Origin of the sequence: Thermus sp. 2.9 (assembly GCF_000794385.1) — a bacterium.
Classification (GTDB): domain Bacteria; phylum Deinococcota; class Deinococci; order Deinococcales; family Thermaceae; genus Thermus; species Thermus thalpophilus.
The window spans coordinates 59,935-84,343 of the sequence record NZ_JTJB01000039.1; the positions used below are offsets into that span (position 1 = coordinate 59,935).

Genomic DNA, 24,409 nt, shown 5'->3' on the forward strand with positions numbered 1-24,409 from the left:
GCTACCTGGGCCTTAGGCGTTCTTCCGAGTCCAGGAGGAGGGTTACGGGCCCGTCGTTCACCAGGTGCACCCGCATGTGGGCCCCGTACACCCCGGTTTCCACGTGGACCCCTTGAGCCAGGAAGGCTTCTATGGCATCTTCGTAAAGCCGCTTGCCCACATCGGGAGGGGCCGCCTGGACGAAGGAGGGGCGGTTGCCCTTGCGGGTGTCGCCGTAAAGGGTGAACTGGCTCACCAGAAGGACCTCGCCCCCCACCTCCTTGAGGGAGAGGTTCATCTTGTCTTCGGCGTCGGGGAAGATCCTAAGGTTTACGATCTTCCGGGCCAGGTAGTGGGCGTCCTCTGGGGCGTCCTTCTGGCCCACCCCCAAAAGGACGAGGAGCCCTAGACCGATCCTTCCCACCACCTCGCCCTCCACCTCCACGAAGGCCTCGCTCACCCGTTGCACCACCGCCCGCACGCCCTCACCTCCTTGGCCCGGCGAAAAGGGCCACGGTCCCGGGCCCGGCGTGGACGCTCACCGCCGCACCGGCGAAGAGGGTGGCTTGGACTTCCACCCCTTCCGCCTTCACCGCCTGCAGGAGGGCCTTTGCCCCTTCGGGGTTCGCCACGTGGGCCACGTGGGCCAAGGCCCCTTCGGGGAAGTCGCGGCGGAAGAGCTCGGCGATCTTCTTCAGGCCCTCGGCGAAGCCCCGCACCCTGGGGCCGGGGAGGACCTCCCCCCGCCGGACCTCGAGGACCGGCAAAATCCGAAGCAGGCTCCCCACCAGATGCTTGAGCCCGGAAATCCGCCCCGAGCGGTGCAGGTGGGTGAGGGTTTTGGGAAGGACGTAGCCGAAGACCCGCTCCCGGTAGGGGGCGAGGGCATGCTCCAGGCGCTCCCAAGGGGTGCCGGAGGCGAGGAGGCGCCTCGCCTCCTGCAACACCAAAAGAAGCCCGCCGTTCAGCGACCCCGAGTCCAGGACCTTCACCCGCCCCCCGAAGGCCTGGGCCACGCTTTGGGCGGTGGCCACGGTACCGGAAAGCTTCCCGGAAACGTGGACGGAAACCACCCGCTCGTGGGTCTTTAAAAGCTTCTCGTAGGTGGCCTTCAGGTCCTCGGGGGCCACTTGGCTCGTGGTGAGGCGCTCCCCCTCTTCCAAGAGGCGCACCACCTCCTCGGGGGTGATTTCCCATAGGTCGCGGAAAGCCCGGTCTTTCCAGATCACCTGCTGGGGCACCAGGTGGATGCCCTGGGCCTCCGCTTCCTTGGGGGAAAGCCCCAAGGTGGAGTCGGCCACGAAGGCCACGCTAGAGGCTGTAGGCGTAGAAGCCATAGGTGCCCGGCCCCGTGTGGCTGGCGATCACTGCCCCAAGCTCGCTCACCAGGGCCTCTTCCACGGGAAGGCCCGAGGCGAGGACCATTGCCTTTAGCTCCCGCACCGCCTGTTCCTCGGCGCTGTAGAGGAAGAAGGCCCGGATCCGCTTCCGCCCCTCGCCCCAGGCGCGGAAGTCCTTCACGATCTCCTCCCGCGCCTTCCTTTCCCCCCTGGCCCGGCCCACCGCCTCCACCCGTCCCTCCTTGAGGGTTAGGATGGGCTTGATGCCCAAAAGGGTGCCCAAAAGGGCCTGGGCCCCACCGATGCGCCCGCCCCGGCGCAAAAACTCCAAGGTGGCCACGCTGAAGCGCACGAAGTGGTCCTGGCGGATGCGCTTGAGCTCTTCCAAGACTTCGGAGAGCGCCTGGCCTTGGGCCAGGAGCTCGTGGGCCCGGAGGACCATCATGCCGATGCCCAAGGAGGCGGCCTGGGAGTCAAAGACCGTGACCCGGCCCGGGAACTCCTGGGCGGCGAGCTCCGCCGACTGCACCGTGCCGGAGAGCTTGCTGGAGATGTGCACGGAAAGCACGTGATCCGCTTCCTGCAAAGCCTCCCCATAGGCTTTCATGAAGTCCTCGGGGGAAGGTTGGCTGGTGGTGGGGAAGGCGGTCCCCTCCCGCACCTTCTGGAAGACCTCCTCGGGGGTGATCTCCTCCCAGTCGCGGTAGACCCGTCCTCCCAGATGGACGTAGAGGGGCACCACCCGGATGCCCAGGCGCTCCCGCAGGGGCTTGGGCAGATCGGCGGTGGAGTCCGTCACCAAGGCTACCTTCATCAACGCCTCCTTGTTGTCCGGCCCAGGATACCACAAGGCGGTGTAGTGTAGCGGAGAAGTTGCTCCAAGGCGGGGTTTTTGCTAGGGTCAAGGGTATATGTGGCGGGTGCTGGTGTCCGATGATATGCGGCTTGGGGACGTGAAGTACCCGGGGGTCCTGGTGGACTACCGCCCCGGCATCGCTCGGGAGGAGCTTCTGGAGGTGATCCCGGCTTACGACGCCCTCATCACCCGAAGCCGGACCCAGGTGGACGCCGAGCTCTTAGGAAGAGGCAAGCGGCTCAAGGTGGTGGGCCGGGGCGGGGTGGGGGTGGACAACGTGGACCTGGAGGCGGCAAGCCGGCTCGGCATCCTGGTGGTGAACGTGCCCGAGGCCAACACCCGCTCCGCCGCCGAGCTCGCCTTCGGCCTCCTTCTCGCCGCCGCCCGGGGCATCGCCCTTTCCGACCGCAAGATCCGGCTGGGGGAGTGGGACCGCAAGTTTTTGGGGCTAGAGCTTAAGGGCAAGACCTTGGGCATCGTGGGCCTCGGGCGCATCGGCGGCCAGGTGGCCCGCTTCGCCAAGGGCTTTGAGATGCGGGTTTTGGCCTACGACCCCTATATCCCCCGGACCCGGGCGGAAAGCCTAGGGGTGGAACTCATGGAGCATCTGGAGGACCTCCTTCGCCAAAGCCACTTCCTCACGGTCCACACCCCCCTCACGGAGGAAACCCGGGGGATGATCGGAAGGCGGGAGCTCTACCTCCTGCCCCGGGGGGCGGTGGTGGTGAACGCCGCCCGGGGCGGCATCGTGGACGAGAAGGCGCTTTTGGAGGTTCTGGAGGAAGGTCACCTCTTCGCCGCAGGCCTGGACGTCTTTAGCCAGGAGCCGCCGCCTAAGGACCATCCCCTCCTCCACCACCCCAAGGTGGTCCTCACCGCCCACCTGGGGGCGAACACCTTGGAGGCCCAGGAGCGGGTAGGGGAGGCCATTTTGGAGCGGGTGGTGCGGACCCTCGAGGGGGATCTCTCCTACGCCCTGAACACCGGCTTTGACCCCGAGGCCCTGGCGGCCCTCCGGGGTTTCTTGCCCTTGGGCGAGGCTTTGGGGAAGCTCCTCGCCCAGATTACCAAGGGTCGCCCCCAGGCTTTGGAGGTGAGCTTCCTCGGCCAGTTTGACAAGGATCCCGAGCCCATCGCCAGCGCCGTGGCCAAGGGGCTTTTGGCCCGGGTATTGGGCGAGGGATCGGTGAACCTGGTCTCCGCCCGGCCCCTCCTCAAGGACCGGGGCATTGGCCTCGTGACCCGCCGCTCCGAGGAGGCTGGGGAGTACGCCCGCCTGGTGGAGGTGCGCCTCACCACGGACCAGGAGGAGCGCCGGGCCCGGGGGGTGGTGATGGGGGGGAAGCCCCGGCTGGTGGGGATAGACGACTACGCCCTGGAGGTGGTGCCGGAAGGGTACCTGCTGGTGTGCGTGAACTACGACCGGCCTGGGGTGGTGGGCCAGGTGGGGACCCTCTTGGGCGAGGCGGGGGTAAACATCGCCGGGATGCAGCTTGGCCGCGACGTGCCGGGGGGAAGGGCGCTCTTCGTCCTGGCCGTGGACCAGAAGCCCACGCCTGAGGTGCTGGAGGCCTTGCGGGCATTGCCCGTGTTGGAGCGGGTGGACCTGGCGGAGATGGGGTGAACCGCAAGAGTGTGGCGGATATTTTGGTCACAAGTCGCAGGAATCGTGAAGCCCGTCACGTATGAGCACGGGACAGGTGAGGTTCTCGGAAAGGGGGTGCGGGCCGCCTATGCCCTCGCCCCGTACCTGGCGGGGGGAGGGGGCGGGATTTCTCTGGAAAGGCTCTACCTGGCGGCGGAGGAAGGGGAGTGGGGCTTGGTGCTGGGGCGCTTTCCCTTGACCTTGGGAGAAGGGCGGCTTTTCCCCTACACCTGGAACACCCTGGGCCCCGCCGGGGGAGAGGAGGGGGTGTGGGGCGGGGCCCTCACCTAGTACGCTTCTGGTTAAAGCTTGGGCGGCTTGGAGGGGTGTGGGCGTGGGGGTTTGCGGTTAGAGGGGATTTTTAGCACAAGCCCTAAATATCGCGAAACAAGTCACTTACGCTTCCCAAACCCGTACACAAGCTCATCCCCCTTCCGCACCACGAGAAGAAGCGCCGGGCGGCCCAAGCTGTCCTTGAGCACGTACTTGGTGCGAACCTCCCCGTCCACCACCCGCTCCTCCTGGGCCTCCACGAAGTAGCCGGCGGCGGCGAAGGCGGTGAGGACCTGCTGGACGAAGGTGGCGTGGAGCCTGGCGGCGATGCCCTTGGCGGCGAAGGCCTCGAGGGCATACCCCTTGGCCTCGGGGAAGCGGGCGAGGAGGGGCTCGGGGCTTCGGGCCTTGTAAGTGCCGGAGGGAAGGCGCACCGCCGGGTCCAGGCTGGCGCTCAAGGCCGCCACCGCCGTCACCTCCACCAAGGTTTGGGCTAAGCCCGTTCCCAACGCCAAGAGGACCAAAAGCCAAAGCCTAAGCTTTCCCATAAAAGCCATCTTAGCCCAAGAGGAGGTCGCGCGCCCGCAAGGCGAGGTGCACCCGGGCCAGGGTTTCCGGTTGGCTCAAGGGACCCACCACCCCTTCAATGCGCTTCAGGCGGTAGCGGAGGGTGTTGGGGTGAACGTGGAGCCTGCTTGCCGCTTCCTCCACACTGCCCGAGGCCATGTAGGCCTCGAGGGTCTTTAGAAGTTTAGGCGGCAGGGGCAGGTACCGCTCCACCAGGGCCCTCAGGTCCTCGGGGGACTGCTGCAGGAGGACAAAGGCCACGGGGTCAAGGCCGCTAAAGGAAAGGGCCTCCCCCGGCCTCGCCGCCTTCAGGGCGATCAGGGCCTCCCGGTAGGCCTCCTGCACCGCGCGGTCGGCGTGGACGCCGGAGTAGCCCAAACGGCTTCCCGGGACCAGGGCTTTAAGGAGCCCCTCCGCTTCCTTCCTTGGGCTATGCACCTGCCACATGGCCGCCACCCGGTTCCCCCGGGTGGCGAGGAGGTAAGGCACGCCAAGCCGGTCCAGGTAAGCCCCGGCCTGGCGGCGGAGCTCCAAGGTGGCTTCCCGCCTCCTCTCCTCCGCCAAGCGGTGGCGGCCCGGAACCTCGGGCGGCTCGGCCAGGGCCAAGACCCACTCCACCCCCTCGGCGAAGCCGAAGGCGAAGAGCCGCTCCGCCTCCGCCTCCCCCAGGATGAGGCCCTCCAAAAGGGCCGCCCCCAAGGACTCTTCCCGCATCCTTTCCAAACTCCTTTCCAGGGAGCGCACCTTGAGGAGGCGGGCCGCCACCTCCAGAAGCCCCCGCGCCCGCCTTAGGGCCTCCTCCTCGCCGTAGGCCACCAGGACCCCTTCCCCGGCCTCGAGGGCCACCCACCCCCGCCCCTCCCCCGGGGCCTCAGGGTGCCTGGGAGGCACGGGCCCGGCGAAGCCCAAGACCTCCCCCCAAGGGGCCACCCGGGCCAGGGGAAGGCCCGTGGCCTGGTGGAGGACCTCCAAAAAGGGGCGGTCCGGAAGCTTCAGAAGGAGGTCCACCACCCCGGAAAGGGCAAGCCCCGGGCCCAAGGCGAAGAGCCTCAGGGCCAAGGCCCTTTCCACCTCCTCCCGCTTGAGCCAAGGCGGGTAGAGGGCGAGCCCCAGCCCCTCCTTGCGGGCAAAGGCCTCCACCTCGGCCTCGGGCTCGGGTAGGAGAAAGCCCGCGGCGGCCCGGTAGCGGAAAAGGCTCCCCTCGGGGCGGAAGAGGAGGAGAGCCCCCTCCACGGCGAAGAGGGGGCGGGGCTCGGGAAGGAGGTAGAGCACGGGGCGCCCTCCCGGTACCAGGACCTGTAGTCCCAGGCCCTCCATCAAGGCGGTGAAGGAGGCGGGGTCTTCGCCAAAACTAAGCCCAAGCATTGTGTAATTCACCAATACCACGCCCATTCCCTGAAGGCAAGAAGGGAGGTCTTGTTCAAATCACCAAACTTCTTGGAGAACTTGTCTTTTACCACACTTGCCCTCTTCCCGCGCCCCCCGCATCCTGGAGGGCGAAAGGAGACGCGCATGTTCCGCGGTTCCATACCGCCCTTACCCACACCCTTCCGCAAGGGAAAGCTGGACGAGGAGGCCCTGCGCCGCCTGGTGGAGCGGGTGGTGCAGGGGGGTTCCCATGGGGTGAGCGTGGGGGGGACCACGGGGGAGCCCGGCACCCAGACCCTGGAGGAGCGCAAGCGGGCCATGGAGGTGGTCCTGGACCAGGTGGCGGGGAGGGTGCCGGTGATCCCCGGCACGGGGGCCTTGCGCCTGGAGGAAACCCTGGAGCTCACCCGCTTCGCCCGGGAAGCGGGGGCCCAAGGGGCCTTGGTCATCGTGCCTTACTACGTGAAGCCCAACCAGGAGGGGCTTTACCGCTACTTCGCCGAGGTGGCGCGGGCGGTGCCGGACTTCCCCATCCTCATCTACAACATCCCCGGGCGGGCGGGGGTGGAGATCGCCCCCAAGACCGTGGCCCGCCTGCGGCGGGACTTCCCCAACATCGTGGGCCTAAAGCACTCCTCCAAGGACCTGGAGTACCTCTCCCACCTCTTCGCCGAGGCGGGGCGGGACTTTTTGGTCTTCTGCGGCCTGGAAAGCCTCACCCTGCCCATGATGAGCCTGGGGGCGGTGGGCACCATCGCCGCCACCGCCAACTGGCTTCCCAAGGAGGTGGCCCTCCTCTGCGAAAGGGCCTTGGCGGGGGACTACGAGGGGGCCAGGGAGATGCACTACCACCTCCTCGAGGCCAACGAGGCCATCTTCTGGGACACGAACCCCATTCCCCTCAAGACGGTCCTCTCCTGGATGGGCCTTTTGGAGAAGGAATGGCGGCTTCCCTTGGGCCCCACCACCCCCGAGGTGGAGGAGCGGCTTCGGCGGATGGCCGAGCGCTACGGCTTAATCCCCGTGGAGGCGGCATGAAGCTCGCCCGCTTCCTTGCCAAGGGCCGGGTCCACCAAGGGGTCTTCCGGGAGGGCCTCCTTCTGGACGAGGCGGGGGAGGCCCACGACCCCAAGGCCGTCACCTGGCTCCTTCCCTTCACCCCAGGGAAGATCCTAGGAGTCGCCCTAAACTACGCCGAGCACGCGGAGGAGCTGGGGCTAGGGCGCCCCGACGAGCCCGCCCTCTTTTGGAAGCCGAACACCAGCCTCCTTCCCCACCAAGGGGTGGTGCTTTACCCCAAGGGGGCAAGGTTCGTCCACTACGAGGTGGAGCTCGCCGTGGTGGTGGGGAGGCCCATGAAGCGGGTGAAGGCGGGGGACGCCCTGGACTACGTCTTGGGCTACACCATCGCCAACGACCTGGTGGTTCGGGACTACGTGACCAACACCTTCCGCCCCCCCATCCGGGCCAAGGGGCGGGACACCTTCTTGCCCCTGGGGCCCTTTTTGGTGGTGGGGGAGGTGGAGGACCCCCAGAACCTTTGGCTCAGGGCCTATGTGAACGGGGAGCTTCGGCAGGAGGGGCACACCTCGAGGATGCTCTACTCCGTGGCGGAGCTTCTGGCGTACATCTCGGAGTTCATGACCCTGGAGCCCTACGACGTCCTCCTCACCGGCACCCCCAAGGGGATCAGCCAGGTGCACCCGGGGGACGTGATGCGCTTGGAGATTGAGGGCCTGGGCGCCCTGGAAAACCCCATAGAGGAGGAGCCATGAGGTACGCCGACGCCGTGGCCGGCATTCCTTGGGAGACCATTGAGGCGGTGCGGAAGCGCCTACGGGAGAAGCCCGCCCTCCACTTCATCAAAGGGGAGTTCCTCCCCTCGGAAAGCGGGGAGACCTTCCCCTCCTTGGACCCCGCCAGCAACGAGGTCTTGGGCCACGCCGCCCGGGGCGGGGAAAGGGAGGTGGACAAGGCGGCCCGAGCGGCCCACGAGGCCTTTCAAAGGTGGAGCCGCACCAAGGCCAAGGAGCGGAAGCGCTACCTCCTAAAGATCGCCGAGCTCATAGAAAAGCACGCCGACGAGCTCGCCGTCATGGAGTGCCTGGATGCGGGCCAGGTCCTCCGCATCGTCCGGGCCCAGGTAGCGCGGGCGGCGGAGAACTTCGCCTTCTACGCCGAGTACGCCGAGCACGCCATGGAGGACCGCACCTTCCCCGTGGACCGGGACTGGCTTTACTACACGGTGCGGGTTCCGGTGGGCCCCGTGGGGATCATCACCCCCTGGAACGCCCCCCTGATGCTCTCCACCTGGCGCATCGCCCCCGCCCTGGCCTTTGGGGACACCGTGGTCCTGAAGCCGGCGGAGTGGAGCCCCTTCACCGCCAGCAAGCTCGCCGAGATCCTCCAGGAGGCGGACCTGCCCCCTGGGGTCTTCAACCTGGTCCAGGGCTTTGGCGAGGAGGCGGGGGCGGCCTTGGTGGCCCACCCCTTGGTGCCCCTCCTCACCCTCACCGGGGAGACGGAAACGGGGAAGATCGTCATGCGAAACGCCGCCCAACACCTAAAGAGGCTTTCCCCCGAGCTCGGCGGCAAAAGCCCGGCTTTGGTCTTCGCCGACGCCGACCTGGAGCGGGCCTTGGACGCCGTGGTCTTCCAGATTTACTCCTTCAACGGGGAAAGGTGCACGGCGAGCTCCCGGCTCCTCGTGGAGGAAAGCGTCTTTGAAGACTTCGTGGGAAGGGTGGCGGAAAGGGCCAAGGCCATCCGGGTGGGCCATCCCCTGGACCCCGAGACGGAGGTGGGGCCCCTCATCCACCCCGAGCACCTGGAGCGGGTCTTGGGCTACGTCCGGGTGGGCCTCGAGGAGGGTGCCAAGCTCCTCGTGGGGGGCAAAAGGGCCACCCGCTCCTTCCGCGGGGAGGACCTCTCCCTGGGCAACTACCTGGAGCCCACCCTCTTCGTGGGGGAAAACTCCATGAAAATCGCCCAGGAGGAAATCTTCGGGCCCGTGTTGGTGGCCATCCCCTTCAAGGACGAAGAGGACGCCCTGAGGAAGGCCAACGACACCAAGTACGGCCTCGCCGCCTACGTCTTCACCCGGGACGTGGAGCGGGCCCACCGCCTGGCCCTGGAGCTGGAGGCGGGGATGGTGTACCTGAATAGCCACAACGTCCGCCACCTGCCCACCCCCTTCGGCGGGGTGAAGCAGAGCGGGGACCGCCGGGAAGGGGGGCACTACGCCTTGGAGTTCTACACCGAGCTCAAGAGCGTGGCCCTTCCCCTGCGTCCGCCCCACATTCCCAAGTTCGGCAAGTAAGGAGGTGCGAAATGGCGAGGACAGGCGCGGAATACATAGAGGCTTTGCGGGAAAGGCCCCCCAACCTCTGGTACAAGGGGGAGAAGGTGGAGGACCCCACCACCCACCCGGTCTTCCGGGGCATCGTCCGCACCATGGCCGCCCTCTACGACCTGCAGCACGACCCCCGCTTCCGGGAGGTCCTCACCTACGAGGAGGAGGGCCGTCGCCACGGCATGAGCTTCCTCATCCCCAAGACCAAGGAGGACCTGAAGCGGCGGGGCCAGGCCTACAAGCTTTGGGCGGACCAGAACCTGGGCATGATGGGGCGAAGCCCGGACTACCTAAACGCCGTGGTCATGGCCTATGCGGCGAGCGCCGAGTACTTCGGGGAGTTCGCCGAAAACGTCCGAAACTACTACCGCTACCTCCGGGACCGCGACCTGGCCACCACCCACGCCCTCACCAACCCCCAGGTGAACCGGGCCAAACCCCCTTCCGCCCAGCCCGACCCCTACATCCCCGTGGGGGTGGTGCGGCAGACGGAAAAGGGCATCGTGGTGCGGGGGGCCCGGATGACCGCCACCTTCCCCCTGGCGGACGAGGTTCTCATCTTCCCCTCCACCCTCCTCAAGGAGGGGCCAGGGAGCGAGAAGTACGCCATCGCCTTTGCCCTGCCCACCTCCACCCCGGGGCTCCACTTCGTCTGCCGGGAGGCCCTGGTGGGGGGGGATAGCCCCTTTGACTACCCCCTCTCTAGCCGCCTCGAGGAGATGGACTGCCTGGTCATCTTTGACGACGTCCTGGTCCCTTGGGAGCGGGTTTTCATCCTGGGGAGCGTGGAGCTTTGCAACAACGCTTACGCCGCCACGGGCGCCCTAAACCACATGGCCCACCAGGTGGTGGCCCTGAAGACCGCCAAGACGGAGGCCTTCTTGGGGGTGGCCGCCCTCATGGCCGAGGGGATCGGGGCCGACGCCTACGGTCACGTGCAGGAGAAGATCGCCGAGATCATCGTCTACCTGGAGGCCATGAAGGCCTTCTGGACCCGGGCGGAGGAGGAGGCCAGGGAAAACGCCTACGGCCTCTTGGTCCCGGACCGCAAGGCCCTGGACGGGGCGCGCAACCTTTACCCGAGGCTTTACCCCAGGATCCGGGAAATCCTGGAGCAGATCGGGGCCTCGGGCCTCATCACCCTCCCTTCGGAGAAGGACTTCAAGGGACCCCTTGCGCCCCTTCTGGACAAGTACCTGCAAGGGGCCACCCTGGAGGCCCGGGAGCGGGTGGCCCTCTTCCGCCTGGCCTGGGACATGACCCTTTCCGGCTTCGGGGCGCGGCAGGAGCTTTACGAGCGCTTCTTCTTCGGCGACCCCGTGCGCATGTACCAGACCCTCTACCAGGTCTACGATAAGGAGCCTTACAAGGAGCGCATCCGCAGCTTCCTACAGAGGAGCCTCGAGGTCTTCGCGGAGGTGCGGGCGTGAAGGAGGCCTTCAAGGAGGCCTTAAGCCGCTTCGCCAGCGGCGTCACCGTGGTGGCGGTGAGGGCGGGGGAGGAGGAAAGGGGCATGACCGCCACCGCCTTCATGTCCTTGAGCCTCGAGCCCCCCCTGGTGGCCCTGGCGGTGAGCGAGCGGGCGAAGCTCCTTCCCCTCTTGGAGAAGGCGGGGGCTTTCACGGTGAGCCTCCTCCGGGAGGGGCAGGAGGCGGTTTCCGAGCACTTCGCCGGAAGGCCCAAGGAGGGGGTGGGCTTGGTGGGAGGAAGGGTGGAAGGAGCCTTGGCGGCGCTCCGATGCCGCCTGGAGGCCCTTTACCCCGGCGGGGACCACCGGATCGTGGTGGGGCGGGTGGAGGAGGTGGAGCTTGCCGAGATGGGCCCGCCCCTCCTCTACTTCGCCCGCGGCTACAGGAGGCTTTTATGGCCATCGTGAGGGTGGGTTTCCTAGAGCTTTGGGTCAGGGATCTGGAGCGGAGCCTGGAGTTCTACCAGGGGCTTTTGGGGATGCTCCTGGAGAGGCGGGAGGGAAAGGCGGCCTACCTTAGGGGCTACGAGGAGCAGGAATGGAGCCTCAAGCTTCGGGAGGCCCCCGTGGCCGCCGTGGCCGCCATCGGTTTTAAGGTGGACGGGGAGGAGGGCCTGGAGGAGGCCCTGGCCTGGGCCCAAAGGGAGGGACTTCCCCACCGCCTCGAGGCGGACTGGGGAAGGCCTAAGGTCCTCCGGGTGCAGGACCCCTTCGGCTACCCCCTGGCCTTCTACTTCCAGGCGGAGAAGCTTCCCCGCATGCTTCAGGAGTACCACCTCTACCGCGGGCCCGGCCTCCTCCGCATGGACCACGTGAACCTCTTCGCCCCGGAGGTGGGCCGGGCCACCCGGTACTACCAGGAGGTCCTGGGCTTCCGCCTCACGGAGTACACGGAGGACGAGGAGGGCCGGCTTTGGGCGAGCTGGCTCCACCGCAAGGGGAACGTGCACGATGTAGCCTTCACCAACGGGGAAGGCCCCAGGCTCCACCACTTCGCCTACTGGCTTCCCGACTCCATGGCGGTGATCCGGGCGGCGGACATCCTGGCGGGCGCCCGGCGCACGGACGGAATTGAGCGGGGCCCGGGGCGGCACGGCATCTCCAACGCCATGTTCCTCTACCTCCGGGACCCCGACGGGCACCGGGTGGAGCTCTACACCTCCGACTACCTCACCGTGGACCCGGACCTGCCCCCGGTGCGCTGGAGCCTCAACGACCCCCGGCGCCAGACCCTTTGGGGCCACCGCACCCCCAAGAGCTGGTTTTTGGAGGGGAGCACCCTTTTGGACCTGGAAGGGAACCCGGTGCCCACGCAAAGCCCCGCCCTCTTGGGCCTTCCCGAGCACGTGACCTAAAGGCCCCGGTCCCACCCCGGGGCTTGACGGGACAAAGGTCCCTTCCTAAACTGGAGGCCGAACCAAACGGGTGTTCGTTAGACCCAATCCGGGCCACGCCCGGTGGGAAAAAGGAGGTAAAGGATGAAGCGTTGGTTGGCGGTAGCTTTGGTCCTGGCCCTTTCCGCTTGGGCCCAGGGGGTCTTGAAGGTGGGGGTGGTGGTCTCGGCCACGGGGCCCGCCGCCTCCTTAGGCATCCCCGAGCGCAACACCTTCCTCATGTTGCAAGAGCTCCTGGACCGCCAGGGCGGCGTGGCGGGGCGGAAGGTCCAGTTCGTCATTCTGGACGACGCCTCGGACACCACCCAGGCGGTGCGGAACACCAGGCGCCTGGTGGAGGAAGGCGCCGTGGCCATCGTGGGCACCACCACCACCCCCGCTTCCTTGGGCATGATCCCGGTGGTGGCGGAGGCCAAGGTGCCCATGATCTCCCTGGCCGCCAGCAAGGACATCATCCACCCGGTGGACGCCCAGCGCTTCTGGGTCTTCAAGACGCCTCAGACAGAGGAGCTCATGGCCCGGGCCATCGTGGCGGACATGGTGGCCCGGGGGGTGAAGACCGTGGGCTACATCGGCTTCAACGACGCCTACGGGGAAGGCTGGGCCCGCTTCTTTGAGGCGGAGGCCAAGGCCAAGGGGCTTCAGGTGGTGGCGAACGAACGCTACAACCGCACGGACACCAGCGTCACCGGCCAGGTGCTAAGGATCATCGCCCGCCGGCCCGACGCCGTCCTGATCGGGGCGAGCGGCACCCCCGCGGTGCTGCCCCAGCGCACCCTGAAGGAGCGGGGCTACCCGGGCCTCATCTACCAGACCCACGGGGTGGCGAACCCCGACTTCCTGCGGGTGGGGGGCAAGGACGTGGAGGGGACCTTCCTTCCCGCCGGGCCCATCCTGGTGGCGGAGCAACTCCCTAGCGCCTTCCCCTCCAAGCGGGTGGCCCTGGACTACATCCAGCGCTACGAGGCTAAGTACGGCATCGGCAGCTACTCCACCTTTGGGGCCCACGCTTGGGACGCCTGGCTTATCCTGCGCCCCGCCCTGGAGCGGGCCTTGAAGAAGGCCGATCCCGACAAGGACCTGGCCGCCTTCCGCGCCGCCTTGCGGGACGAGATTGAGGCCACGAGGAACGTGGTGGCCACCCACGGGGTCTTCACCTTCACCAAGGAGAACCACCTGGGCCTCCGCTTTGAGGACGCGGCGGTGATGGTCCGGGTGGAGGGCGGCCGCTGGAGGCTGGAGCGCACCTTCCGCTAAGCCATGGACGCCACCATCCTGGGCTTCCTCCTCCTGGACGGGCTTCAGAACGGGGTCATCTACGGGCTTTTGGCCATCGCCATGGTCCTGGTCTTCGCCGTGACCCGGGTGATCCTGGTGCCCATCGGGGAGCTCCTCATGTTCGCCCCCCTTTCCCTGGTCTGGCTTTTGGAGGGGAAGGTCCCGGGGACGCTCTGGCTGGCCTTGGCCCTGGGGCTCGTTTGGGCGGGGCTTGCCCGAGGGCGGGGGGCTTGGGGGCCCCTGCTTGGGGCCCTGGGGCTTTCCGCCCTCTTTTTCCTCGCCCTCTTCCTTAAGCCCCTGGCCTACGTGGCGGCGGTCCTCCTCGTGGTCTACCTGGGGGTGGCCACGTACCGGGTTTTCTTCCAGCCCCTGCGGGAGGCCACGGTGCTTTCCCTCCTCATCATGGCGGTGGGCCTCCACGTGGCCTACCAGGGCCTGGGCCTGGTCTTCTTCGGCCCGGAGCAGTTCCGCCCCGAGCCCCTTCTAAAGGGAGAGGTGGTGGTGGGGCTTTCCTGGCAGGGGGTTTTGGTCCTCCTCTTCGCCCTCCTGAGCGTGTTGGCCCTTTACGGCTTCTTCCGCTTTTCCCTTTACGGGAAGGCCCTTTTGGCCGCGGCGGAGAGCCGGCTTGGGGCGAGGCTCACGGGCATCTCCCCGGAGGAGGCGGGGATGGTGGCCTTCGGCATCGCGAGCCTGTTGGCGGGGCTATCCGGCCTTCTCCTCGCCCCCCTCATCAACGCCGCCTACTTCATGGGCTTCATGCTGGGGCTGAAGGGGTTCGTGGCCGCCATCCTGGGGGGGCTTGCCAGCTACCCGGTGGCCTTTTTGGGGGCGCTCTTGGTGGGCTTCTTTGAGAGCTTCACCAGCTTCTTCGCCAGCGCCTACAAGGAGGCCTTGGTGTTTCTCCTTTTGGTGCCCGCCCTCTTCTACCAAAGCCTAAGGGCGCGGGCGGTGGAGGAGTGATGCGCCACCTTTGGTTTCTCCTGCTCGTTTTGCCCTTTTTGCTCCTTCCCTTTCCCTTTTACCTCACCCTCCTCAACTTCTTCGCCCTCTCGGCCCTGGTGGCCCTCTCCCTCTACGTGCTCACGGGCCTGGCGGGGATGACCAGCTTCGCCCAGGCGGCCTTCATGGGGATGGGGGCCTACGCCACCGCCCTCCTCACGGCGAAGGCGGGGCTATCCCCTTGGCTCGGGCTCCTGGTGGGCCTTCTCCTCTCCCTCCTCCTGGCCCTGGTCCTGGGGGGGCTCACGGTGCGGCTTAAGGGACACTTCCTGCCCCTTTCCACCATCGCCTGGCAGGTGGCCCTCTACATCCTGGCGGGGAACCTGGTGAACCTCACCGGGGGGCACACGGGGATCACCGACCTGCCGGCGCTCCACCTCTTCGGCCTCCCCCTGGACACGGGCTTCCGCTACGCCCTCTTCAGCCTGTTCCTCTTGGTCCTCTGCCTTTTGGCCCTGGACAACCTGCGGGCGAGCCGCCTGGGCCGGGCCCTTTTAGCCCTGCGGGGGGACGCCCTGGCGGCGGCCAGCTTCGGGGTGGAGCCGGCGCGCCTCCGCCTCCAGGCCTTTCTCCTGGCGGGGGCCATGGCGGGGCTCGCGGGCTTCCTCTACGCCCACTTCCTGCGCTTCGTGAACCCCACCCCCTTCTCCCTGGAGGCCTCCATCAAGTACCTGGTGATGGCGGTGGCGGGCGGGGTGGGGACCATCCCCGGGGTGGTGCTGGGGGCGGCCTTCTTCACGGGCCTGGAGGACTGGCTCAAGGACCTCCTCCCCCTCCTCCTGGGCCGGGAGGGGAACTACGAGGTCATCGCCTACGGCCTCCTCCTGGCCCTCATCCTCCTCCTGGCCCCCAAGGGGCTTTGGCCCCTCCTGGCGGCGAGGCTTCCCCGAAGGGAAGGACGCCTCCTTGAGGCCGAACCCCTCCCCCTCACCCCGCCCCAGGGGGCGAGGGGGGAGGTGGTCCTCCGGGTGGAGAACCTGAAGAAGGCCTTCGGCGGCCTCCTCGCCGTGAACGGGGTCTCCTTCGCCCTGAGGCGGGGGGAGATCCTGGCCCTCATCGGCCCCAACGGGGCGGGGAAGAGCACCACCTTCAACCTCATCACCGGGGCCCTGGCCCCGGATGGGGGCCAGGTCTTCCTCTTCGGCCGGGAGGTGACGGGGCTTCCCCCCTACCGCATCCACCGCCTGGGCCTCGGGCGCACCTTCCAGCACCCCCACCTCTTCCCCGAGCTTTCCGTCTTGGAAAACGCCGCCTTGGGCACCCACGCCCGCACCCGCTCGGGCTTCCTCCCGGTCCTCCTGGGCCTCCACCGGAAGGAGGAGGCGAGGGCCCTCGCCACCGCCCACCGGGCGCTGAAGCGGGTGGGCCTGGAGTCCCTGGCCTGGGAGCGGGCGGAGCGGCTTAGCGTGGGGCAGCAAAGGCTTTTGGAGATCGCCCGCCTCCTGGCCTCGGGGGCGGAGGTCCTCCTTTTGGACGAGCCGGGGGCGGGGCTGCGGGCGGGGGAGAAGCGGGAGCTCGCCCACCTCCTTAGGGCCCTGGCCCAGGAGGGGTACACCCTCCTCCTGGTGGACCACGACATGGACCTCGTCATGGGCCTGGCGGACCGGGTGGTGGTGATGAACTACGGGGAGAAGATCGCCGAGGGAACCCCGGCGGAGGTGCAGAAGAACCCCCTGGTGCGGGCCGCCTACCTGGGGGAGGAGGTGGCCTGATGCTCCGGGTGGAAGGCCTTTCCGTGCGCTACGGGCCCTTGGAGGCGGTGCGGGGGGTATCCTTCCACCTCCGGGAGGGGGAGGCTTTGGCGGTGATCGGCCCCAACGGGGCGGGGAAGACGAGCCTCCTGCGGGGGCTTTTGGGCCTCGCCCGGACGGAGGGCCGCGTCGCCCTGGATGGGGAGGTCCTGGTCAGGCGAAGCCCCGAGGACCTCCTCCGGCGGGGCCTCGTCCTGGTGCCGGAGGGGCGGGCCCTCTTCCCCGGGCTTTCCGTGGAGGACAACCTCCGCCTTGGGGGGTTCCTCCGCTTCCGGAAGGGCGAGGACCTGAGGCCGGATTTGGCGCGGGTCTACGGCCTCTTCCCCCGGCTAAAGGAGAGGCGGGGGCAGCTCGCCGGGACGCTTTCCGGGGGGGAGCAGCAGATGCTGGCCATCGGCCGCGCCCTCATGGCGAGGCCCCGCCTCCTCCTCCTGGACGAGCCCTCCTTGGGGCTTGCCCCCTTGATGGTGCGGGAGATCTACCGCATCCTGGCCGCCCTAAAGGGGGAGGGGGTGACGCTTCTCGTGGTGGAGCAAAACGCCAAGGTGGCCCTGGAGCTCGCCGACCGGGGGCTTGTGCTGGAGGCGGGGGAGGTGGCCCTGGAGGGAAGCGCCAAGGAGCTTTGGCAAAACCCGAAGGTGGTGGAGGCTTACCTGGGCCTTAAGCGGGAGGTGGGGGAGGGATGAGGGATCCCTTCATGGAGGCCTTGGGGCTTGAGGTGGTGCACCTGGCCCCGGGGGAAGCCAAGGTGGCGGGCCGGGTGGAGAAGGCGCACCTGAACCTCCACGGCACCGCCCACGGGGGGTTCCTCTACGCCCTGGCGGACAGCGCCTTCGCCCTCGCCTCCAACTCCCGGGGGCCCGCGGTGGCCCTTTCCTGCCGCATGGACTACTTCCGGCCCCTCTACCCCGGGGCCCTCGTGGAAGCAAGGGCGGTGGAGGTGAACCTCTCCCGGCGCACCGCCACCTACCGGGTGGAGGTGGTTTCGGAGGGAAAACTGGTGGCCCTCTTCACGGGCACCGTCTTTCGCTTAGGAGGTGAGGATGTACCAGCCGGAGTTGGAAACCCTTCCCAGGGAGAAGCTTAGGGCGCTTCAGGAGGAGCGGTTGCGCCAGGTGGTGGCCTACGTCTACGAGCGGGTGCCCTTTTACCGAAGGCTTCTAGACGAGGCGGGGGTGAGCCCGGGGGAGATCCGGGGCCTCATGGACCTCCCCAAGCTCCCCTTCACCAAAAAGGACCACCTGCGGGAAAACTACCCCTTTGGCCTCTTCGCCGTGCCCCGGGAGAAGTTGGCCCGCATCCACGCCTCCAGTGGCACCACGGGCAAGCCCACGGTGGTGGGCTACACCCGGGGCGACCTCGAGGTCTTCGCCCAGGTGGTGGCCCGTTCCCTGGCGGCGGCGGGGGCGAGGCCCGGGATGATGCTCCACAACGCCTACGGCTACGGCCTCTTCACCGGGGGGCTTGGCCTCCACGGGGGGGCGGAGGCCTTGGGCATGACCGTGGTGCCGGTTTCCGGGGGCATGACGGAGCGCCAGGTGATGCTCATCCAGGATTTCCGCCCCGAGGTGATCTCCTGCACCCCCTCCTACGCCCAGACCCTGGCGGAGGAGTTCAGGAAGCGGGGGGTTCCCCCCGAGGCCCTTTCCCTGGAGTACGCCGTCCTGGGCGCCGAACCTTGGACGGAGGCTATCCGCAAGCAGGTGGACGAGGGGCTTGGGGTGAAGAGCACCAACATCTACGGCCTCTCCGAGATCATCGGCCCCGGGGTGGCCAACGAGTGCGTGGAGGAACGCCAGGGGAGCCACATCTGGGAGGACCACTTCCTGCCCGAGGTGGTGGACCCGGACACGGGAGAGCCCCTTCCCGAGGGCAGGGTGGGGGTCCTGGTCCTCACCACCCTCACCAAGGAAGCCATGCCCCTCCTTCGCTACTGGACAGGGGACCTGACCTTCCTCACCTACGCGCCCTGCACCTGCGGCCGCACCCACGTGCGCATGGGGCCCATTCTGGGCCGCACGGACGACATGCTCATCATCCGCGGGGTGAACGTCTACCCCACCCAGGTGGAGGCGGTGCTTTTGGGCATCCCCGAGGTGGAGCCCTACTACCAGATCGTGGTGCGGCGGGAGGGCACCTTGGACGAGGCGGAGCTTAAGGTGGAGGTGTCCGAGGCTTTCTTCCAGGAAATCGGCAGAAAAGCCCTCTCCGACGAGGTGATTGAGGCGGACCACCGCCTCCACGCCCTTCGGGAAAAGGTGGCCCACAAGATCAAGGACACCATCGGCGTTAGCATGCGGGTCACCCTCCTCGCCCCCGGGGAGGCCCCGAGGAGCGAAGGGGGAAGCTAAGGCGGGTTTTGGACCTGCGCAAGTAGCCATGCGCCCCATACCCGAAGGCTACGAGGCCACCTTTGAAACGGTGGTCACCGAGGCCATGACCGTGGACTTTGAGGAGCTCGGGCCCGTCCACCCCGTTTACGCCACCTACTGGATGGCCAAGCACATGGAGCTCGCCGGGCGGAAGATCATCCTCCCCTTTCTGGAGGAAGGGGAGGAGGGGATCGGGAGCTACGTGGAGGTGCGCCACCTGGCCTCGGCCCTCCCGGGGATGCGGGTCAGGATCGTCGCCCGGCACGAGCGGACCGAGGGCAACCGGGTCCACGCCACCATGGAGGCCTATAACGAGCTCGGCGACCTCATCGGCGTGGGGCGCACGGAGCAGGTAATCCTGCCCAAGGCCAAGGTGGAAGCCCTCTTCGCCCAGCTCCGGGAGCGCTGGCAGGTGAAGAAGGGTATGCTGGGCCCATGAAGCTCGCCGGCAAGGTGGTGGTGGTCACGGGGGCGGGAAGCGGATTGGGCCAGGCCCTCACCCTGGAACTCCTCCGGCGGGGGGCAAGGGTGGCGGCGGTGGACCTAAGGGAGGAGGGCCTACGGGAAACCCAGGCCCAGGCGGGGAGCCTGGCCCCTGGGCTTAGCCTTCACCCTTTGGACGTCACCGATAAGGCGAGGGTGCTAGCCTTGCCCGAGGAGGTGGAAGAAGCGCACGGGCGGGTGGACGGCCTCATCAACAACGCCGGCATCATCCAGCCCTTTAAGCGGCTCCTGGACCTGGACGAGGCGGTCATGGAGCGGGTGATGCGGGTGAACTTCTACGGGACCCTCCACATGACCCGAGCCTTTCTGCCCAGGCTCCTCAAGCGCCCCGAGGCCCACCTGGTGAACGTTTCCAGCATGGGGGCTTTCGTGCCGGTGCCGGGGCAGGCGGTCTACGGGGCCTCCAAGGCGGCGGTGATGCTCCTCACCGAGGCCCTTTGGGCCGAGCTCCAGGGCACCCCCGTGCGGGTCACCTTGGCCCTGCCCGGGGCCATGCGCACGGGGATCGCGCAGCACTCGGGGGTGGAAGCCCCTGGGGCCGAGGGGGCGAAGGTGCCCGTCTTGGAACCCCATGCGGCCGCCCGCATCCTCCTGGACGCCGTGGAGCGGGATGCCTTCCGGGTGCTCCTGGGCCGGGACGCCCGCACCATGGACCTCCTCCACCGCTTAAGCCCCCTCCTCGCCGCCCGGATCATCGGGCGCCGCATGGCCCACCTCCTGGGCTAGGTCCTTCCCCCGCACCAAAAGGGCGGCGAGCCCCATGAGCCCCGCGAGGAGAAGGGCGGCGGCAGCGAAGGCCGGGCCATGGTGGGGGAAAGCCCGGTGGAAAAGCCCCAGGCTCCCCCCGGCCAGGGCGCTTCCCAGGGCCTGCCCCAAGGAGCGGGCCACGGAAAGGGCCCCCGAGGCGAGCCCCTCCGTGCCCGAAGGGGCGAGGGAAAGGACCAGGGCGTTGTTAGCCGCCTGGAACAGGGCCCGCCCCACCCCGAGGAGGGCGAGGCCCAAGGCAGCCCCCCAAAGGGGGTGAATCAGGGGCAAGAAGGCGAAGGCCACGCCCGTCCCCAGGAGGAGGTGGGCCCCGAGGCGAGCCACCCGCCGGTAGCCCTTCCTGTCCGCCAGCCTGCCCGCCCAAGCCCCAAGGAGGAGGAGCTGCAAGGGCCCGAGGAGGAGAAGCCCCCCGATGGCCCTGGAGGATAGCCCCTCGGCCCCCAGGTGGAAGCTTAAGGCCACCGTGGTCCCCAGGGTGTGGGCGAAGTAAAGCCCCGTGGCGAGAAGGGCCCGGAGGAACCCGGGGGCGGAGAGGAGTTGTTTCAGAGAACCTCCTTGTTCCGGTAGGCTTGGCAGATCGCCCGAAAGGAGAAGGGCCAAAAAAGGCGGCGGGAAGGGGGAGGAGGAAAACGAGGGAGAGGCTTTTGCCAGCGGCAAGCCCCCCTAAGGCCGGGCCCAGGAGGGTGCCCGTGGCCACCGTGCTCGCCACCATACCCAGGGCGTAGCCCCGGGCGCTGGGGAAGGCGGTGGCGGCCAGGCCGGGCACGAGCCCCACCACCATGGCCGTGGCCAACCCCTGGAGGAAGCGGAGGAGGTAAAGGACCCACACCCCGGGGGCCAGGGCGAGGAGGAGGGCGAAGAGGGCGTGGAGGAAAAGCCCTAGGCGGAATAGCCTTGCCGCCCCCATCCGCCCCGCCAGGCCCGCCACGGGCAAGTAGGCCAGGGCCGCCCCCAGAAGTCCCATGGACACCACGCCCTGGGCCGCCTCCGGCCCCACGGCGAAGGTCTTCTGAAGGAGGGGAAGCGCTGGGGCCAGGCTACTTTCGTTGATCGTCCCCAGGAGCACCCCGGAAAGGAGGGCGAAAAGCCGCCGGTCCATGGGCTAAGCCTAATTCCCGCGCGCCGGAACGGGTGTGATGGCCCTCCTTGCCCTTCAGGGGGGCCTGGGCGCACCATGGGGCCATGCTTTCCGAGCGTTGGACCCAGGGGCTTTCCTATGAGGCGCTTCTTCCCAGGCTAGGCGCAGGGCGGACACGGGTGGAGGCCTTTTACCAGTTCCTGGAACCTTTGGATCCCCTTCCGGGGGCGGCCCGGGTCCTGGCCCTGGTGGAAGCCTGGTGCCCGGACTGCCTCCAGGCCATCCCCGTGTTGGCGAGGCTTCCCTTAGGGGTCCGTTTCCTCTTCCGGGACGAGAACCCGGACCTGGCCGAGCGGTACGCCAAGGAGGGCAAGCGCATCGTTCCCACCGTGGTCTTCCTGGGGGAGGGTTGGGAGGAGCTTGCCCGCTGGCACGGGCCCCCCGGGGAGGCCCGCGCCTTCTTGGGGAAGCTCAAGGCGGAGGGGGTGCCCCCGGGGGAGCTCTTGCGCCGCTACCACGAGGCCTTTCCCCGCTTCGCCCAGGCCATGCTGGCCGAGTGGCGAGCCCTTCTGGTTCCCCCAAGGCGAACGGTGTAGTCTTCCCAGGAGTACACCTTTCCACGTTTCCACGTCCTCCCGGATACTCGGGGTGTGGAAAGCCGTGTATTCCTGCTTTCGGAGGCTCAAGGCCTTTCCAAAGAGCTCCTTGGGGGTAAGGGGTATGGTCTTGTGGCCATGTCGGGGGCGGGGCTTCCCGTGCCCCCGGCCCTTATCGTCACCACCGAAGCCTGCCGGCAGTACCTGAAGCGGGGGGAGGTGCCGGGGCTTTGGGAGGAAGTGGAGGCCAAGATGGCGGCCCTCGAGGGCCTAACCGGGAAGCGCTTCGGCCAAGGGGAGGGGAAGACCCCTCCCCTTTTGGTCTCCGTGCGGAGCGGGGCCCCAGTGTCCATGCCGGGGATGATGGACACCATCTTGAACCTGGGCCTCACCCTGGAAGGGGTGGAAGCCCTGGCCCGGGCCGCGGAAAACCCCCGCTTCGCCTGGGACACCTTCCGCCGCCTCCTGGCCATGTACGGGGAGGTGGTCCTGGGGGAGAAGGCGGAGGTCTTTGAGGGGATGCTCGCCGCCTTGAAGGCGGAGCGGAGGGTGGAGGCGGACACCGCGCTATCCGCCGAGGACCTGGAGGAGCTTTCCTTCCGCTACCTCCGCCACCTCGAGGCCAAAGGCACCCCCTTCCCCATGGACCCTTGGGCGCAGCTTTCCGCCGCCGTGGAGGCGGTCTTCCGGAGCTGGCTCAACCCCCGGGCCAGGACCTACCGCCGCATCTACGGCATCCCCGAGGACCTGGGTACGGCGGTGGTGGTTCAGGCCATGGTCTACGGCAACCTGGGGGAGGACTCGGGCACCGGGGTGGGCTTCACCCGGAGCCCCGTCACCGGGGAGAAGCGCCTCTACGGGGAGTACCTGCGCAACGCCCAAGGGGAGGACGTGGTGGCGGGCATCCGCACCCCCGAGCCCCTGGAGCGCCTCCAGGACTACGCCCCCGCCCTTTACGCCGAGCTCCTAGAGGTGGCGGAGCGGCTGGAGCGCCATTTCCGCGACATGCAGGACTTTGAGTTCACCGTGGAAAAGGGGCGGCTTTACCTCCTGCAGACCCGCTCCGGCAAACGCACGGCCAAGGCGGCGGTGCGCATCGCCGTGGAGATGGCGGAGGAGGGCCTCATCTCCAAGGAGGAGGCGGTCTTGAGGGTGGAGGCCAACGCCCTCCCTGGCCTCCTCAAACCCAGCGTGGACCGGGACAAGGCCCCCAGGCCCCTCCTCAAGGGGCTTCCCGCAAGCCCGGGGGCCGCCAGCGGCCACGCCGTCTTCTCCAACGAGGGGGCGGAGCGCCTTAACGCCCAGGGCCTCCCCACCATCCTTATTCGCCCGGAGACCACCCCGGAGGACATCACGGGCATGTACCTCTCCAGGGGCATCCTCACCGCCCGGGGCGGCCTCACCTCCCACGCGGCGGTGGTGGCCCGGGGCCTGGGGGTGCCGGCGGTGGTGGGGGCCGAGGTCCTAAGGGTCTACCCGGAGGAGGGGAGGGCCGTGGTGGACGGGGTGGAGATCCGGGAAGGGGACCTCCTCACCCTGGACGGGAGCACGGGAGAGATTTACCTGGGGGCGGTGCCCCTGGTGGAGGCGGAAGGGGAAGCCCTTTTGCAGAAGCTCCTTTCCTGGGCCGAGCCCTTCAGGCGCCTTGGGGTGAGGGCCAACGCCGACACCCCGGAGGACGCCCGAAGGGCCCGCGCCTTCGGCGCCGAGGGGATTGGGCTTTGCCGCACCGAGCACATGTTCTTCCAGGAAGAGCGGCTCCCCTGGGTGCGCCGGCTCATCCTGGCCCAGAGGGAGGAGGAGGAAAGGGAAGCCCTGGAGGAGCTTTTCCGGTTCCAGAAGGAGGACTTCAAGGAAATCCTCCGGGCCATGGACGGGCTTCCCGTCACCGTGCGGCTTTTGGACCCGCCCCTTCACGAGTTCCTGCCGCCCTTGGCCGAGCTGGAAGAGGCCGTCAAGGCGGGGGACGGGGAAGCCGCCCGCCTCCTGGAGCGGGCGAAGGCCCTCGAGGAGGCGAACCCCATGCTGGGCTTCCGGGGAGTTAGGCTCCTCCTCTTAAGGCCCGCCATCTTCCGCATGCAGCTTAAGGCCCTCCTCGAGGCGGCCAAGGAGCTAAGGGAAGAGGGGCTTGACCCCCACCCCGAGGTCATGGTTCCCCTGGTGGCGGACCCCAAGGAGGTGGAAAGGGCCCGCCTGTTGGCGGAGGAACTCTTCGCCCAGTACGGCCCCATCCCCTTCGGCACCATGATAGAAACCCCGAGGGCCGCCCTCCTGGCGGGGGAGATCGCCCCCTTGGTGGACTTCTTCAGCTTCGGCACCAACGACCTCACCCAGATGACCTTTGGCCTCTCCCGGGACGACGCCGGGAAGTTCCTGCCCCGGTACGTGGAGGAGGGGCTATTCCCCTTTGACCCCACGGAGCGCCTGGACGAGAAGGGGGTGGGGAAGCTTCTGAGGCTGGCGGTGGAGGAGGGCAGGCGGGCCAACCCCAGGCTCAAGCTCGGCCTCTGCGGGGAGCACGGGGGCGAGGCGGGAAGCGTTCGCTTCGTGGCGGAGCTTCTGGACTACACCTCGGCGAGCCCCTACCGGGTCCTCACCGCCCGCCTGGCCGCCGCCCAGGCGGGGCTCCGGCGAGCGCCTTTGCCAGTTTATAGGTGAACTGGGCCCAGGTGACCCTGGAGATGGCGGGGAAGTTGGTTTCAGCGTTGCGCCCCGGCATGGGCTTCCCCAGCCTTTCCAGCCAACCTAGGCACGGGCTGCATCCTAGACCACGCCATAGCCTGGACGGTATTACGACAGGTTTTGTTTTGTAGCCCACGGCAAA

General features: G+C 68.0%; 22 protein-coding genes and 2 pseudogenes. 18 read left to right on the top strand and 6 right to left on the bottom strand.

Annotated elements, in window-relative coordinates:
- Nucleotide 1 precedes the first annotated feature (1 nt).
- The 3 genes from dtd to QT17_RS10660 are packed head-to-tail and all read right to left on the bottom strand — an operon-like array spanning nucleotide 2 to nucleotide 2,133.
- On the bottom strand, nucleotides 2–460 hold the full coding sequence (dtd, locus tag QT17_RS10650; protein ID WP_039459867.1) for a D-aminoacyl-tRNA deacylase: 459 nt from the start codon (nucleotides 458–460) through the stop codon (nucleotides 2–4).
- Between the two features lie 4 nt (nucleotides 461–464).
- Nucleotides 465–1,289 (bottom strand): DegV family protein, encoded by an 825-nt coding sequence (locus tag QT17_RS10655; protein ID WP_235283917.1) that lies wholly within the window; start codon nucleotides 1,287–1,289, stop codon nucleotides 465–467.
- A 1-nt stretch (nucleotide 1,290) separates the two neighbouring features.
- Nucleotides 1,291–2,133: a DegV family protein gene (locus tag QT17_RS10660; protein ID WP_039459870.1), complete on the bottom strand. Its 843-nt coding sequence runs from the start codon at nucleotides 2,131–2,133 to the stop codon at nucleotides 1,291–1,293.
- 97 nt (nucleotides 2,134–2,230) lie between these two features.
- On the opposite strand from QT17_RS10660, the gene serA reads away from it, so the two are divergent.
- Together serA and QT17_RS10670 are read left to right on the top strand one after the other, a co-directional pair.
- Nucleotides 2,231–3,799 (top strand): phosphoglycerate dehydrogenase, encoded by a 1,569-nt coding sequence (gene serA / locus QT17_RS10665; RefSeq protein ID WP_039459871.1) that lies wholly within the window; start codon nucleotides 2,231–2,233, stop codon nucleotides 3,797–3,799.
- 45 nt (nucleotides 3,800–3,844) lie between these two features.
- On the top strand, nucleotides 3,845–4,111 hold the full coding sequence (locus QT17_RS10670; RefSeq protein ID WP_152607390.1) for a hypothetical protein: 267 nt from the start codon (nucleotides 3,845–3,847) through the stop codon (nucleotides 4,109–4,111).
- A gap of 101 nt (nucleotides 4,112–4,212) precedes the next feature.
- On the opposite strand, the gene QT17_RS10675 is transcribed toward QT17_RS10670, so the two are convergent.
- Nucleotides 4,213–4,641 (bottom strand): hypothetical protein, encoded by a 429-nt coding sequence (locus tag QT17_RS10675; RefSeq protein ID WP_039459873.1) that lies wholly within the window; start codon nucleotides 4,639–4,641, stop codon nucleotides 4,213–4,215.
- 10 nt (nucleotides 4,642–4,651) lie between these two features.
- Nucleotides 4,652–6,025, bottom strand: coding sequence for a helix-turn-helix domain-containing protein (locus QT17_RS10680; protein ID WP_039459874.1), 1,374 nt, complete (start codon nucleotides 6,023–6,025; stop codon nucleotides 4,652–4,654).
- A gap of 147 nt (nucleotides 6,026–6,172) precedes the next feature.
- Here QT17_RS10680 and hpaI point away from each other — a divergent pair, with 147 nt between their 5' ends.
- The 14 genes and pseudogenes from hpaI to QT17_RS10750 all read left to right on the top strand — a co-directional run bounded on the left by hpaI (nucleotide 6,173) and on the right by QT17_RS10750 (nucleotide 19,872).
- A complete protein-coding gene (hpaI, locus tag QT17_RS10685) occupies nucleotides 6,173–7,066 on the top strand; it encodes a 2,4-dihydroxyhept-2-ene-1,7-dioic acid aldolase (RefSeq protein WP_039459876.1) in 894 nt (297 codons plus the stop codon).
- Complete coding sequence (locus tag QT17_RS10690) at nucleotides 7,063–7,803, top strand: fumarylacetoacetate hydrolase family protein (protein ID WP_039459877.1); 741 nt, start codon at nucleotides 7,063–7,065, stop codon at nucleotides 7,801–7,803. The genes hpaI and QT17_RS10690 overlap by 4 nt, the downstream gene beginning before the upstream one ends.
- Nucleotides 7,800–9,347, top strand: a complete 1,548-nt coding sequence (gene hpaE / locus QT17_RS10695) for a 5-carboxymethyl-2-hydroxymuconate semialdehyde dehydrogenase (RefSeq protein WP_039459879.1) — start codon at nucleotides 7,800–7,802, stop codon at nucleotides 9,345–9,347. The genes QT17_RS10690 and hpaE overlap by 4 nt, the downstream gene beginning before the upstream one ends.
- 11 nt (nucleotides 9,348–9,358) lie before the next feature.
- Nucleotides 9,359–10,810, top strand: coding sequence for a 4-hydroxyphenylacetate 3-monooxygenase, oxygenase component (gene hpaB / locus QT17_RS10700; RefSeq protein WP_039459880.1), 1,452 nt, complete (start codon nucleotides 9,359–9,361; stop codon nucleotides 10,808–10,810).
- Entirely contained in the window at nucleotides 10,807–11,256 is a 450-nt protein-coding gene (hpaC, locus tag QT17_RS10705) for a 4-hydroxyphenylacetate 3-monooxygenase reductase subunit (RefSeq protein ID WP_039459882.1), read from the top strand. Before hpaB ends, hpaC begins: the two co-directional genes overlap by 4 nt.
- Nucleotides 11,244–12,203, top strand: coding sequence for a 3,4-dihydroxyphenylacetate 2,3-dioxygenase (hpaD, locus tag QT17_RS10710; protein WP_039459884.1), 960 nt, complete (start codon nucleotides 11,244–11,246; stop codon nucleotides 12,201–12,203). Before hpaC ends, hpaD begins: the two co-directional genes overlap by 13 nt.
- Nucleotides 12,204–12,326: 123 nt before the next feature.
- Nucleotides 12,327–13,499: an ABC transporter substrate-binding protein gene (locus QT17_RS10715; protein WP_039459886.1), complete on the top strand. Its 1,173-nt coding sequence runs from the start codon at nucleotides 12,327–12,329 to the stop codon at nucleotides 13,497–13,499.
- Between the two features lie 3 nt (nucleotides 13,500–13,502).
- Nucleotides 13,503–14,480: a branched-chain amino acid ABC transporter permease gene (locus QT17_RS10720; RefSeq protein ID WP_039459888.1), complete on the top strand. Its 978-nt coding sequence runs from the start codon at nucleotides 13,503–13,505 to the stop codon at nucleotides 14,478–14,480.
- Complete coding sequence (locus tag QT17_RS10725) at nucleotides 14,480–16,231, top strand: ATP-binding cassette domain-containing protein (protein ID WP_039459890.1); 1,752 nt, start codon at nucleotides 14,480–14,482, stop codon at nucleotides 16,229–16,231. Before QT17_RS10720 ends, QT17_RS10725 begins: the two co-directional genes overlap by 1 nt.
- Complete coding sequence (locus tag QT17_RS10730) at nucleotides 16,231–16,956, top strand: ABC transporter ATP-binding protein (RefSeq protein ID WP_039459891.1); 726 nt, start codon at nucleotides 16,231–16,233, stop codon at nucleotides 16,954–16,956. Before QT17_RS10725 ends, QT17_RS10730 begins: the two co-directional genes overlap by 1 nt.
- Nucleotides 16,953–17,357 carry a hydroxyphenylacetyl-CoA thioesterase PaaI gene (gene paaI, locus QT17_RS10735; protein ID WP_039459893.1) on the top strand — a complete coding sequence of 135 codons (405 nt, stop codon included), beginning with the start codon at nucleotides 16,953–16,955 and terminating at the stop codon, nucleotides 17,355–17,357. The genes QT17_RS10730 and paaI overlap by 4 nt, the downstream gene beginning before the upstream one ends.
- Nucleotides 17,314–18,647: pseudogene (locus QT17_RS10740) on the top strand (phenylacetate--CoA ligase family protein). The gene paaI and the pseudogene QT17_RS10740 overlap by 44 nt, the downstream one beginning before the upstream one ends.
- A gap of 2 nt (nucleotides 18,648–18,649) precedes the next feature.
- The gene (locus tag QT17_RS10745) at nucleotides 18,650–19,081 is read left to right on the top strand and encodes a thioesterase family protein (RefSeq protein WP_039459895.1); all 432 of its coding nucleotides are present in this window, start codon (nucleotides 18,650–18,652) and stop codon (nucleotides 19,079–19,081) included.
- Nucleotides 19,078–19,872 (top strand): SDR family oxidoreductase, encoded by a 795-nt coding sequence (locus tag QT17_RS10750; RefSeq protein WP_039459897.1) that lies wholly within the window; start codon nucleotides 19,078–19,080, stop codon nucleotides 19,870–19,872. Before QT17_RS10745 ends, QT17_RS10750 begins: the two co-directional genes overlap by 4 nt.
- Here QT17_RS10750 and QT17_RS10755 read toward each other — a convergent pair.
- Nucleotides 19,813–21,010 (bottom strand): annotated as a pseudogene (locus tag QT17_RS10755) (MFS transporter). The gene QT17_RS10750 and the pseudogene QT17_RS10755 overlap by 60 nt on opposite strands.
- Nucleotides 21,011–21,093: 83 nt before the next feature.
- Here QT17_RS10755 and QT17_RS10760 point away from each other — a divergent pair.
- Both QT17_RS10760 and ppdK read left to right on the top strand, forming a co-directional pair.
- A complete protein-coding gene (locus QT17_RS10760; protein ID WP_039459899.1) occupies nucleotides 21,094–21,585 on the top strand; it encodes a thioredoxin family protein in 492 nt (163 codons plus the stop codon).
- Nucleotides 21,586–21,639: 54 nt separating this feature from the next.
- Complete coding sequence (gene ppdK, locus QT17_RS10765) at nucleotides 21,640–24,243, top strand: pyruvate, phosphate dikinase (protein ID WP_039459901.1); 2,604 nt, start codon at nucleotides 21,640–21,642, stop codon at nucleotides 24,241–24,243.
- Nucleotides 24,244–24,409 lie beyond the last annotated feature (166 nt).